We start from the raw sequence: 12,751 nt of genomic DNA, 5'->3' as shown, positions 1-12,751 counted from the left end.
CTCTCTACACACATGACATACGCACATATCGTACTTCTTCATATCAACCTCCTTCACTGTAGACAAAATAGAACTTTTGTCTCATCATCAAAGCGGATGATATAAAATGCCCAATTAATTGGCTACACCGTCCACCATATTGTACCAGTTTGACTTACAAAAATCAACATAATTGTAATATGTATGACGTCCCGGTGTTCGGGAAAGCTCATCTGTAATTTGCATTTTTTGAGGTTTTTCGACAATTTTGTGCATAAAATTGAGAAAATGAATGATTCTGTGAATTTGTTTTAGATCAAATGTTCCAGCCCTGATTATGTGTAGTCAAAATAGACGAAACAGAAAAACTGTTTTACAGGACGGAGAGGAGAGGACTGCAGTGCCGAGGGTGTGCCATACCAGTGGAGGCATCAGAAATTCAGATGGGCACAATGACAGTGGGGGCCAGAGCTTCGTCAAGGCGGAGGATTTCTTCCTTTCCTGAAAGAAAGGAGTATGGTATACTGACCTCGTAGAGGACAGGAAGATGATTCCATAATCATTAAATGAGGAGGAGTTTCCATGAACGGGAATCGCACAGAACCTGGCCGCCGGCGGCGCAACAGAGCGGCGCGGGTCACAGCGGCTCTGACCGCCGGCGCGCTGCTGATGGCCTCCACTGGTTTACTGGCCGGATGCAGTAAGAAACTGTCTGACTCCATGGAAGAGCTATTTCCCATGCCTGAAGAGCAGACTCAAAATGTTGGCCCGATCCAATCTATCTCCCGCATTCAGCTGCTGAACTTCACTGGGGCAGAGGAGGCCCAGATAACCCCCTCGGTACCGGCCTATACAGTGGCGCCGGGGCTGACCAATGTGATGAACACGGACCAGTTCTATCTCTCTGATGACGCGGTGAATAAACTGGAGGAGAACCTGTTTGTGGTGACCAATAGCTATGGTCATGAATTTTTTGAGGTGTATGAGAGCAACCGGTACAACCTGGTTCCTAACTTTGTAACCGTGGATTCCATGATGCATACCTATCACCTGTATTTCAGTCTGCTGCTCAGCCGGACGGAAAAGAATTACCTGGCTGACGGTCTGCTTAATCTGAGCAAGGGAATGCTGGAGAGCAGTATGGCACAGTATGATGCCCTTGAGGGCAGCAAATGGGAGGAGGCTGCCCGCCGCAACGTGGCCTTCTTCGCGGTGGCAGCTGTGCTGCAGGACCCGTCGGTCCAGATCCCTGATTACGCTGCTGATCTGGCAGAGGCGGAGGTAGACCGGATCAACGCCGCTGCCGGCATTGATACCTGCGGGATCAGTGAGACTTTTATGGACTACACCCAGTTCATCCCACGGGGATACTACGAGGGCGACCAGGTGCTGGAGCAGTACTTCCGTGCTATGATGTGGTATGGACAGGTGAACTTTGGCCAGAAGGACGAGGACATGAGCCGCAGTGCACTGCTCATGAATCTGGCCATGGCTGACGGCAATCAGTCTGACTGGGAGATGATCTACACAGTCACCTCCTTCTTTGCGGGAGCCAGCGACGATCTGAGCTACTATGACTATAGGCCCGCCATTGAAACGGCTTACGGTGGCCTTCCGGCAGCGGTCGATCTGCCGGGCGGCGACAAGGCTTTTGATGCCTTTGTGAATGCCATTGAGGCAATGGACCCACCGGCCATCAACTCTGTGCCAGTTTGGGACGGAACGGAGGATATCCAGGAGCTGAACAAGGGTTTCCGTTTCATGGGTCAGCGCTTCACCATTGACGCTGCCATCATGCAGAAGCTGGTGTACAGCCAGGTGAAGGAGACAGCTGGCGGAGACAAACGGATGCTGCCCGACGTGCTGGATGTGCCGGCGGCTATGGGCTCTGATTTGGCTCTGGATCTGCTGAGCCAGCAGGGTGCTACCCAATATCCGGGCTTTACGGAAAACATGGACCGGCTCCGGAGCACCATTGCCCAGGCTCCGGAGTCCGCATGGAACGCCAGCCTCTACTCCAGCTGGCTGTATACCCTGATGCCTCTGTTGGAGGAAAAGGGAGAGGGGTACCCCTCCTTTATGACCAGCCAGGCCTGGCAGCAAAAGAGCCTGGAGACCTTTGCAGGCAGCTTTACCGAGCTCAAGCATGATACCGTCCTCTATGCCAAGCAGGTCATGGCAGAGATGGGCGGCGATTATATCGAAGAAGTGGATGACCGGGGTTATGTGGAGCCGGAGCCGGAGGTATTCCGCCGGTTCTATCTGCTGGCCCAGCAGACTGCCGAGGGGCTGGACAAGTACGGGCTCATCAATGATGAGGATAAGGAGAACCTGTTCCGCCTGGCGCAGCTGGCCAAGCAGCTCCAGACCATTTCGGAAAAGGAACTGCGGAACGAGACCCTGACCGACGAGGAGTATGAGCTGATCCGCACCTATGGCGGCAATCTGGAGCACTTCTGGATCGAGGCGGTCAAGGACAAAGCGGAGAGCGACTACCTGGAGACCCAGGAGATCCCCGCCTCGCTGGTGACCGATATTGCTACCGATCCCAATGGTACGGTGCTGCAAATTGCAAACGCCATGCCTCAGGAGATCGTGGTGGTGGTGCCCGTGGACGGGACCCTGCGGCTGGCCTCCGGTGCAGTGTACGACTTCTATCAATTTACCTGGCCGATGGAGCAGCGCCTGACCGATACCCAGTGGCGGCAGATGATCGGCGAGTGGGTTGGCCCCGACGGCAACTATAACTGGGAGGGCAGAGACAGCCTGGTCAAGCCCACCTGGACAGAAAGCTATCGGAGCAATTCATGGTGAGACGGAGGCTCCTGGCTGCGCTGGCAGTTGGCGCCTGTCTGCTGGTAATCGGCCTTTGGTGGGCTGCCCAAGAAGACGACCCGCCGGAGTGGGTGGTCTGGCATACAGCTGATCTGGCCGGAGAACCTGCTTGGGGCGAGCCGGAGCGTATTACCCTGGAGAACCGGCGGGTAGCTTTGTGGAGCGGAGATGAAAAGGTCTGGCAGTCGGAACCGGACGAGCCGGTTCAGGATGTGCTTTGGTGTGATATCGACCACGACGGACGGCGGGAACTGATGCTCCTGTGCTGGCGGCAGGGCCGCTATGGGCAGAGCCGTCCTTTCTGGGAGGAGGAGACGGAGGAGCAGGTCTGGTCCCAGCACATCTTCATCTACGACTGGACTGGGGAGACCGCCAAACCCATCTGGATGGCCTCTGACCTTGGGGTGGAGGTGAAGAGCTGGTCCTTTACGCCGGAAAACCGTCTGACCCTGGAGGAGCGATCCGGTCGGGTAAGTGCCTGGGACTGGATCTCCTGGGGACTCAGCACCCTGCCGGAGCGGCCGGAAACGGCAGAGCTTACCGTGGCTGCTCTGGGGGAAAATCTGATCCACCGTCCCATCTATGACTATGGTCTGCGAAAGCTGGACGGCAATTTTGACCACCTGTTTACCGGGGTGGCGGAGGAACTGGCCCGGTATGATGTGACCTGCCTTCATCAGGAGACCATCTATGTGGACCAGCGCCAGGACTACAGCGATTATCCTACCTTCGGTACACCGGTAGAGGTGGGCGAGGCGGTAATTCGTGCTGGCTTCGATATCGTGAGTTGCGCCAGCAACCATGCCCTGGACAAGGGGACCGATGCCATCGATCTGACGGCAAATCTCTATCGGAAGGCCGGGATACTCTGTCCCGGTATCCAACCGGTGGAGGATGGCAGCTATCAGCCCTACCAGCTGCTGGAGCGGCAGGGCATCACCTGTGCCGTGCTCAGTTATACTCAGATGACCAATGGCCACGCGCTGCCGGAGGAGGCGCCCTATGTGCTCCATACTCTGGAGGATGAGGACCTGGTGCGCCGGGACCTGACAGCTGCGGCAGAGGCGGCGGACTTTGTGCTGGTATTCGTCCATTGGGGCACTGAGTATGGGGCGGAACCCGACGAGACTCAACGCTACTGGGCGCAGGTTTTTGCCGACTGCGGTGCTGATGTGGTGCTGGGTACCCATCCCCATGTGCTCCAACCTTACGAGTGGGTGACCGGGACGAGCGGGCAGAGGACGCTGGTGTACTATTCACTGGGAAATTATATCTCGGCCCAGACTGACGAGGCCTGCCGCCGGGGCGGGATGGCCTACTTTACCCTGAACCGGGTGGGGGAGCAGTGCAGTGTCACCGACTGGGGGATGAAAACGGTACTCACCCAACGGGAAAACGGCATCTATACTACCCTTATAGAGCATACATAACCACAAGAAACCGATAAAACAACATCCGGCTCTGACACGAGAGTGTGTCAGGGCTGGATGTTGTTTTTTGTCAACCGGATGGAACAGAAGTGCCTTACACAAGCTTTACAGGAGCTTAACGGGATGTGTATAGATAAACGGAGGGACCGGTGCTAAACTTTCAACTGCGCGATAAAAAATATATTGCACAGACCGCGGAAGTCAAAAGAGGTCCGCAAGGGCAGCAAAGCAAATTGGCAGACGAGTCGGTGTTTCGGCTCGCTTGTTTTGATTTGTACGCTGTAGTGAACTGGGCAACTGCACCGGTTAGGAACCTGGACCTGACTAAGGTCGCAGGTTATGAAGCCGGTGAATTCAACGTGGATGGCGGCGTGATGGAGATCGTCTCCTACAACACCGTCAACGGTTGGGCCTATGCCGTCAACGGCCAGTCCGGCCTGCTCACCGCCATCGCCCTCAAGACCCTGGAGGAGAAGGATACCGTGGACCTGCTGGACGGCAACGACATTGATGTGAAGGCCCTGGTAGAGGCCGCGGATGAGAACTTTGCCTACGGCGATATGACCTCTGTGGCCGTCTCCCCCGACGGCAAAGTGCTGGCCACTGCGCTCCAGGCTGAGGGTTATGCTGACAACGGCCGGGTAGCCCTCTTCACCTGCAACGCCGACGGTTCCCTGACCCTTCAGAAGCTGGTCACTGTGGGCGTGCAGCCTGACATGGTGACCTTCGCCGACAACAACACCGTCCTCACTGCCGACGAGGGCGAGCCCCGGCAGGGCTATGGTCAGGATATCGCCGACCCCAAGGGCTCGGTCAGCGTGGTGGACGTGGCTGCCGGCACCGCCACAGTGGTGACCTTTGACGCCTTTGATGCCCAGCGGGACCAGCTGGTGTCCGCCGGTATCGTCCTGAAGAAGGACACCGCTCCCTCCGTGGACCTGGAGCCCGAGTACATCGCTGTCTCCGGCGGCAATGCCTATGTGACCATCCAGGAGGCCAACGCCATCGCTGTGCTGGACCTGACCTCCAAGACCTTTACCGGCATCTACTCCGCCGGTTTTGAGGATTACAGCACCACCCCCGTGGATATCGACAAGAAGGATGGAGCTTACGGCCCCAAGACCTACGAGAGCCTGATGGGCATTCGGATGCCCGACGGCATCGCCGCCTTTGAGAAGGACGGCAAGACCTACCTGCTCACCGCCAACGAGGGCGACAGCCGGGAGTGGGAGGACTACCTCAATGAGGACGAGCGCAACTTCAAGGACGGCGACACCTCTCCTACCGGCGCTATCACCGCCGACAACTCCGGCCTCACTGGCAAGGTAGTATTTTTCCTTGCTGAGGATTACGACGGCCTGAACAGTCAGAAGGACTACCTCTTTGGCGGCCGCTCCTTCACCCTCGATGAGGTCACCGATTCCGGCATCCAGGAGGTCTACACCAGCGGCGACGACTTCGAGTCCCTCACCGCCCAGTATCTGCCTGGCTACTTCAACTGCTCCAACGACAACGCGGAAGTGGATGACCGCTCCGGCAAGAAGGGCCCGGAGGCGGAGAGCGTCACCGTGGGCACCGTGGACGGCAAGATCTATGCCTTCATCGCCCTGGAGCGCACGCACCGGCGGCGTGATGGTCTATGACGTTACCGATCCCGCCAATGTCTCTTATGTGAACTATATCAACTCCCGGGACTTCACCTTCACCGTCCCCGGTTCCCAGGACGAAGACAAGTTTGTGACCGGCGGAGACGTAGCCCCCGAGGGCTTCGCTTTCATTCCCGCCGGAAACAGCCCTACGGGGAAGGCCCTGCTGCTGACCGCCTGCGAGGTGTCCGGTACTGTGGCGGTATATGAGCTCACTTCCGGCACGGAAGTGCAGCCCCAGCCGGATGATCTGAAAGTTGCCGTGATCTCCGATGACCATCTGTATGATGCTGATGTTCTGGGCAGCACGGGCGCGGCATTTGAGGCATATCTGGCTGCTGACCGCAAGATGTTGGTGGAGAGTGAGGTCATCCTGGATGCGGCTCTGGACAAGATCGCTCAGGGCGATGCCGAGAATCTGCTTATCCCCGGTGACCTGACCAAGGATGGTGAGAAAGTTAACCACGAGCTGCTGGCGGAAAAGCTGGCGGCCTTTGAGGAAGAAACCGGAATCCAGGTCTTTGTCATCAACGGCAACCACGATATCTCCAACGCCAACGCGGTAAAGTTTGTGGATGATGCGACCGAGCAGGTGGATACCATCGACACCGATGATTTCCGCAGCATCTATGCCCAGTTCGGCTATGATGAAGCTGTGGCCCAGGACAACAACTCCCTGTCCTACGCCGTCGATCTGGGCGACGACTACCGCCTCATCGTCATGGACAGCGGCATCTATAACGACGACAAGGAGAATCCCAACCAGGAGACCGCGGGCGAACTGGACGAGGAGACGCTGGACTGGGTGCTGGAGCAGATCCAGGACGCCATCCGGGACGGCCGCCGGCCCATTGGTATGATGCACCATGGCCTGGTGCCCCACACCTCCATTCAGCCCACCATGTTCTCCCAGTATCTGGTGAAGGACTATGAGACCGTAGCCGACACCCTGGCCGATGCCGGCATGAATCTGGTATTTACCGGACACTTCCACTCCCAGGACGTGTCCATGACCACCACCGAGCAGGGCAATGTGCTCTACGACGTGGAGACCGGCTCTCTGGTTACCAGCCCCTGTCCCATCCGGTATGTGACCCTGGGTGAGGAGAAGTTCTCCTACAGCACCGATCATGTTACCGAGGTGGAGGGCATTGATAACTTCCCTGCGTACGCTGGCGAATTCCTGATCAGCGGCATGGAGGGCCTGGTAGAAACCATGCTGCCCGCCGTGCTGATGCAGCAGAATCCTGAACTGACCTATGAGCAGGCAACGGCTCTGGCGCAGCAGCTGGCCAACACCGAGCTGGTTCCTGATAGCGGCATTACCGTCAAGTCTCTGCTGGCCGGCGCCTTTGCAGCCCACTACGCCGGCGATGAAAAAATGGACGAATCCACCGCTCAGATTGTGGCTGGACTGGAGGCACAGAGCGGAGATAATCCGATCTATCAGCTGCTGGTCAGTACGGTGAAGGGGCTGTATACTCAAATGCCCCGAAAAAAAGTGCGGGGGTTCCGGGCCTTGTATGTTTCCTATCTCTATCTTTTGAACATACGACGACCTAAGAGGAAACAAATCCCCTTTTCCATACGGGCGGAGGTTTCCAAACTACGGCGTTATCAGCGGCAATTCAGATTGTTGCAGGAATATCGCATTGATACACCTGGGTGTTCCTGGACGAAGTGTATCTGTATTTCAAGTACCATTATTCCGGCGAGTTTCTGTACCGTGCCTGGAAACGGTTCAGAAAGTACGCAGGTATTATGACGGCGGCGACCCAGAATGTGGAGGAGTGCTTAAAGTCCGAAACGGCCCGGCTCATGCTGGCAAACTCTGAATTTCTCCTGCTGTTCAATCAGGCGGCCACCGACCGGGCGGAGTTGGGCAAGCTCCTTCATATCTCCGATACACAGATGGGCTACATCACCAATGCGGAACCCGGACACGGCCTGTTGAAGATGGGCGGCTCCCTGGTCCCATTTAACAACTCCATTCCCAAGGATACCGAGCTCTATCGGCTCATGTCCACCACACCGGGAGAAAACTGATATGGCACTGGAAATCATGTCTCACCGTGAGACGCAAAACGAGCCGCCGCTGACCCTGGGCAGTTTGTTTGACGGGATCGGAGTATTTCCACTGGCGGCCAGCCGCCACGGGATCGTGCCGCTCTGGGCCAGCGAAATTGAAAAAGCCCCCATCTCCATCACCCGGCGACATTTCCCGGAGATGGAGCACCTGGGGGATATAACAAAGATGGACGGAGGACAGAGCCCCGCCGTCCACATTCTTACCTTTGGTTCTCCGTGCCAAAACTTGTCTCAAATCGGAGACCGTTCCGGTTTGGCTGGAGCGAAATCAAGTCTGTTTCATCATGCAATCCGAATTATCAAAGAAATGAGGTGTGCCACTGGAGGTCAATTTCCAATTATCGCTCTTTGGGAAAACGTCATGGGAGCTCTTTCATCAAATGACCGGCTGGATTTTCTGGCCGTGCTCCGATCCTTCCAAGACACCCCGTTTTCAGTTCCTCCCTCTGGTCGATGGGCAAATGCCGGAATGGTGCGAGGGAGATGTCCCGATCTGGCCTGGCGGCTTATGGACGCCCAATATTGGGCAAGCCCCCGCCTGGCACGACGGCAACGTATCTTTCTCGTGGCAGATTTTGGAGGGCAGCGTGCTCACGAAATACTGTTTAAGCCCCGCCCAATGTTCCTACTTTCTGAAACTGGCCCAGCGGGCGGGTTGTCCGCCTCCGCCGGGAATCGAGGCCCTTTTCTTGAAACAGGGGGGCGTGTACCCATCCTCCGACCCTTTCAACTGTTCCGTATGCGAGGAGCATCCAAAAAACAGGAACACGTCCAGTTCCGAGACAGCTTTGGGTTTCCAACTGACCCTTTTCCCACTATTTTAGCTGGAGTCGTCACGCCCTTTGCCTTCTGGTTTGAGGATGATTCTTTTGGGGGCTGCATCCGTTTCCCTACGGAACGGGAGACCGAGCGCATGATGGGATTGCCGGAAGGCTGGACGGAGTATGGCGCAGACGGCAAGCCCATCAGCTCCACCCAACGGTATCGCGCCCTGGGCAACTCGATTGCGCTGCCCTGTGCCGATTATCTGATGGCGGGTATTGCGGAGGTACTGGGCAAAGAGAAAATCGCGTCTCACCGTGAGACGCAAAATGGGAGGTGAATCATGCCGAAGTTAAAAGAGCGCAGTTCTGATGATAAAATCAAGCGTCCCGGTAAAGACCGGAAAGCAAATGGCCCCCTGCGGCAAATGACCGCCAAATTCCGCCGTAGGCTGGTGGAGCGTCAACGGGACAATAGCAGTACCGCAACACCCGACACCCAAGCGGCTGAACAGAGTGTCCAGGCGGGGATGGACGCTGTGGAAGAAGTGGGATACCGAGCCGAAAAGGCAGTTGATCGACTGCTGCACCCGGCGTACCGTCCCAAGTCCCGGAAGGAACAAATCAAAGAAGGCGGCCGCCATCCCAAGGAGAAAACGGATATGGTCCCATCTGCCAATGATACATTGAGAGATGGGAAAACCATTCATCCCAATACCCCGGACAGCTTACACAAGGGATCGCAGCTTACCCCGGAGACCCGGATGAAACAACAGGCCGTTGAGAAGTTGGAACGCTCCGTCAGAGCCGATCATCCAAAGAACGGCCAATTCCGGGAAGTCCCTCATTATGGCGGTACTCCCCAAAATACATACACCACAAAAAAAGAACACTCTCCCGGAAATCAATCCATCAATCCATCCATCAAGGAGCGCCCCCGGCGCTCCTCCGGGCCAAAAGAAAAGCCGCCCGGTGGGGCATTTACACCCAAGACACGAAAAGCTATGGACAAATCCGCCCAGGTATCAACGAGTGCGGTCAAAACAACTGCCCGAAAGACCGCAGGGACGCCCGCAGCCAAGCAAGTAATGGAGCGTGCTCGCCGGAAGGCACAGACCGCCGCCCAGCGGAGTATGCTGCAAAAATCCAAGCAGACGGCCAAGGCTGCCGCGGAACTTTCCAGAAAGGCCGCTGTTGCAGTGACAAAAGCAGCGGCGGCACTTGTCAGTGCTTTGGTATCTTTGGTAGGCGGCGTGGTTTTGGTGGCGGCGCTGGCGGTCATGGCCTTGATTGCGGCACTTCTGGCCTCTCCGTTTGGGATTTTCTTTTCCAATGAGCCATCCAGAGACGCCGTTCCATTAAATGCAGCGATTGCGCAAATCAATGTTGAACTTGCGGACGAGCTGGAAACACTGCAAACGGGAGACTATGACAGCATTGACATACAGGGACAACCCCCAGCCTGGAAAGAGGTGGTGGCCGTCTTTGCTGTCAAGACCGCCGGAGGGGACGATGGTGTGGATGTAGCCGCGCTGACCCCAGACCGGATAGAGCGCCTGCGTGCTGTCTTTTGGGATATGTGTCAAATTACCACAGAGACGGAGACGGTGGAAGGGGAGGCCTCCACAGAAACGATCCTTCATATCACCATTACTCCCAAAACCGCCGATGATATGCGGACAATCTATTCCTTCTCGGAGTTCCAAAACAAAACCTTGACCGAACTGCTAGAGGAGCTGGACGCACTGGATGGACTGCTGGGGGATCTTGCAATCACCCAGGCCGACGCAGTGGAACTTCTGCAAAATCTCCCGGAGGATCTTTCCCCGGAGCGCCGTGCGGTGATGGAGACCGCCTGCAAGCTGGTGGGCAAGGTCAACTACTTTTGGGGCGGAAAATCCCTGGTTCTCGGCTGGGACTCCCGCTGGGGACAACTCTCCAAGGTGTGGGCGGACGGCAGCTCCACAACCGGCACCTATCGGCCCTATGGGCTGGACTGTTCCGGCTTTGTGGACTGGACTTTCTATAATGTCAGCAACGGCGAATATGTTATCGGCCATGGCGGAGGTGCTCGTATGCAGCACACCTACTGTACCTCTATCTCCTGGGATGAGGCCCAGCCCGGCGATCTGGTATTCTATCCGGAAGATACTCATGTTGGTATTGTGGGCGGCAGGGACGAAAACGGCAATCTGTTGATCGTCCACTGCGCCAGCGGAGCCAACAATGTGGTCATCACCGGCCTGGAGGGCTTTACCTCTATCGGACGCCCCCTGTATTACGGGGAATAAAATAAATCTCACGGTGAGACGCAATTCCTTTTGGAATGAGGTCTCACCGTGAGATTTTTTAATCTTCAAACAGTTTGGAAACTGGGATCTCCAGCACTTCCGCGATCTTAAACATGGTTTCCATAGAGACGCCGAACGGTCTTGTCGGACTCTCGACTTTTGCCACAAATGACCATGATTTACCGATTGCGTCAGCAAAGGCTTCCTGGGTCATGCCATGCAGCTTTCGGTAGTATTGCACTTTCAAGCCGAATTTTATGAATTGTTCCCGATATGCTGTCTCCATAATGCACCCCTTTTTATTAAAAGGGTATCATCAAAACGAGAAAATATTTATGGAAGATAATTGTTATTTATAGCAATACAATGATATAATCGAGCAATAGAAGGATTGTAGTAAGGTAACGGCAGCAGGAGAAACAGCGGCAAAAATCGTGAAATAAACAAAAACCGATGGATAAGATTTTTCCATCCATCGGTTTGCTCAACTTTGTTCATCTGTATCTGGAAGATACTCTACAATATCCGCTAAAGAGCAGTTCAATAATTTGCACAATGCCTCCAACGTATTGGTAGACACGGATTCTCCGGCCTTCATCCGGCGAATGGAGGCACTGCTGATACCTCCCTTGACCTGCAAGGTATATGTTGTTGCCCCACGACGCGCCATTGTTTCCCATAACGGTGCATACGAAATCACTCAACAGCCCTCCTTCCGCTTGCTATATCTCTATTATTGCCTATAATTGAGATACATCGTTATAGGCAATATTGCCTATACAGAAAGGAACAAACTATGACAGGAGCAACCTGCTTTTTCATCGGCCACAGGGAGACGGGCGATGAACTAATTCCTGCTTTGACAGCGGCGGTGGAACGCCATATCACCGAATACGGTGTCACAAGTTTTATAGTGGGCCGTTATGGCAACTTTGATAAGTTGGCAGCTAGGGTCGTCATAGACGCAAAAAAGCGTCACCCGGAGGTGACGTTGACTTTGCTGCTGCCTTATCATCCTTTTGACCGGCCAACCCCTACACCGAAAGGCTTTGACGGCACTTTCTATCCGCCGGGTATGGAGACTGTACCAAAACGGGTAGCCATCATCCGGGCTAACCGTTATATGGTGGAACACAGTACCCACTTGATTGCCTATGCTTGGCATCCGGCAAGCAACGCGAGAGCGTTGGTAGAGCATGCCCAGATATGGGGAAGGAAGAGGAAAATCCATGTTGAGAACCTTGTTAAATAGAATCTTATAGTAATAAAGATATTTCCTTTTTAGGAATTCTGCTTTAAAATCAAAGATAGAAAAATAATACGACTATATTTGCCTTGTTAAAAACCTTCCTTGACATATGGGAAATCTTCTCTATAATAGTGGCTAAAGTGAATACATTGCTCCGACTTTTGTGGCGTCGGCGCGTTCTTTCTGGAAAGACACGCTGGGTTGTTCTGCTGAACAAGGGAATTGGGTGAAAGTCCCAAACACGTTTCCGATGGCCGGATTGACCTCGGATTCTGTAGCTGTGAGCATAGAGTATCTGTTTTTTCTGCGAAAGCAGGTCACTGGCAGGCTGTAATGGCCTAACTGGGAAGGCGAAACAGATGCGTGGATGCGGTTGTTTGCATCGGGATATGTGAGTCAGAAGACCTACAAAACAACGGGTGTGTTTCCTGTTGGAAACAACACCCGTTTTGTCTGGAAAAGCGGTAGCATC

The 12,751-nt window shown here is 54.9% G+C and carries 9 protein-coding genes, 1 pseudogene and 1 riboswitch; of the genes and pseudogenes, 8 read left to right on the top strand and 2 right to left on the bottom strand.

Going from position 1 to position 12,751, the window contains the following annotated elements:
* Window positions 1–561 precede the first annotated feature (561 nt).
* The 7 genes and pseudogenes from B5E56_RS00965 to B5E56_RS14805 all read left to right on the top strand — a co-directional run bounded on the left by B5E56_RS00965 (window position 562) and on the right by B5E56_RS14805 (window position 11,030).
* Window positions 562–2,793: a DUF3160 domain-containing protein gene (locus B5E56_RS00965; protein ID WP_087387889.1), complete on the top strand. Its 2,232-nt coding sequence runs from the start codon at window positions 562–564 to the stop codon at window positions 2,791–2,793.
* The gene (locus tag B5E56_RS00960; protein WP_158098633.1) at window positions 2,790–4,244 is read left to right on the top strand and encodes a CapA family protein; all 1,455 of its coding nucleotides are present in this window, start codon (window positions 2,790–2,792) and stop codon (window positions 4,242–4,244) included. The genes B5E56_RS00965 and B5E56_RS00960 overlap by 4 nt, the downstream gene beginning before the upstream one ends.
* 284 nt (window positions 4,245–4,528) lie before the next feature.
* A complete protein-coding gene (locus B5E56_RS00955) occupies window positions 4,529–5,887 on the top strand; it encodes a choice-of-anchor I family protein (RefSeq protein WP_158098632.1) in 1,359 nt (452 codons plus the stop codon).
* The gene (locus B5E56_RS00950) at window positions 5,769–7,655 is read left to right on the top strand and encodes a metallophosphoesterase family protein (RefSeq protein ID WP_343214216.1); all 1,887 of its coding nucleotides are present in this window, start codon (window positions 5,769–5,771) and stop codon (window positions 7,653–7,655) included. The genes B5E56_RS00955 and B5E56_RS00950 overlap by 119 nt, the downstream gene beginning before the upstream one ends.
* Window positions 7,550–7,936: pseudogene (locus B5E56_RS00945) on the top strand (TraE family protein); the annotation flags it as partial. The gene B5E56_RS00950 and the pseudogene B5E56_RS00945, both read left to right, overlap by 106 nt.
* 1 nt (window position 7,937) lies before the next feature.
* Entirely contained in the window at window positions 7,938–9,080 is a 1,143-nt protein-coding gene (locus B5E56_RS00940) for a DNA cytosine methyltransferase (RefSeq protein ID WP_343214215.1), read from the top strand.
* A 3-nt stretch (window positions 9,081–9,083) separates the two neighbouring features.
* Window positions 9,084–11,030: an NlpC/P60 family protein gene (locus tag B5E56_RS14805; RefSeq protein ID WP_242958708.1), complete on the top strand. Its 1,947-nt coding sequence runs from the start codon at window positions 9,084–9,086 to the stop codon at window positions 11,028–11,030.
* A gap of 58 nt (window positions 11,031–11,088) precedes the next feature.
* On the opposite strand, the gene B5E56_RS00925 is transcribed toward B5E56_RS14805, so the two are convergent.
* A complete protein-coding gene (locus tag B5E56_RS00925; RefSeq protein ID WP_087272017.1) occupies window positions 11,089–11,316 on the bottom strand; it encodes a helix-turn-helix domain-containing protein in 228 nt (75 codons plus the stop codon).
* Between the two features lie 198 nt (window positions 11,317–11,514).
* Window positions 11,515–11,730 carry a helix-turn-helix domain-containing protein gene (locus B5E56_RS00920; protein ID WP_087387877.1) on the bottom strand — a complete coding sequence of 72 codons (216 nt, stop codon included), beginning with the start codon at window positions 11,728–11,730 and terminating at the stop codon, window positions 11,515–11,517.
* A 96-nt stretch (window positions 11,731–11,826) separates the two neighbouring features.
* Between B5E56_RS00920 and B5E56_RS00915 the strand changes: the two genes are divergently transcribed.
* Window positions 11,827–12,282: a hypothetical protein gene (locus B5E56_RS00915; protein WP_087387875.1), complete on the top strand. Its 456-nt coding sequence runs from the start codon at window positions 11,827–11,829 to the stop codon at window positions 12,280–12,282.
* 181 nt (window positions 12,283–12,463) lie between these two features.
* Window positions 12,464–12,707: riboswitch (cobalamin riboswitch) on the top strand.
* The last annotated feature ends 44 nt before the right edge of the window (window positions 12,708–12,751 follow it).

This window comes from Flavonifractor sp. An112 (assembly GCF_002161085.1).
In the GTDB taxonomy this organism is placed as follows: domain Bacteria; phylum Bacillota; class Clostridia; order Oscillospirales; family Oscillospiraceae; genus Flavonifractor; species Flavonifractor avicola.
This window is presented reverse-complemented; position numbering and strand designations above follow the sequence as displayed.

Bases quoted from the DNA above. Each gene is read 5' to 3' on its own strand.
- B5E56_RS00965 (WP_087387889.1), top strand. From the start codon at position 562: ATGAACGGGAATCGCACAGAACCTGGCCGCCGGCGGCGCAACAGAGCG.
- B5E56_RS00950 (WP_343214216.1), top strand. From the start codon at position 5,769: ATGACCGCTCCGGCAAGAAGGGCCCGGAGGCGGAGAGCGTCACCGTGG.
- B5E56_RS00940 (WP_343214215.1), top strand. From the start codon at position 7,938: ATGGCACTGGAAATCATGTCTCACCGTGAGACGCAAAACGAGCCGCCG.
- B5E56_RS14805 (WP_242958708.1), top strand. From the start codon at position 9,084: ATGCCGAAGTTAAAAGAGCGCAGTTCTGATGATAAAATCAAGCGTCCC.
- B5E56_RS00925 (WP_087272017.1), bottom strand. From the start codon at position 11,316: ATGGAGACAGCATATCGGGAACAATTCATAAAATTCGGCTTGAAAGTG.
- B5E56_RS00915 (WP_087387875.1), top strand. From the start codon at position 11,827: ATGACAGGAGCAACCTGCTTTTTCATCGGCCACAGGGAGACGGGCGAT.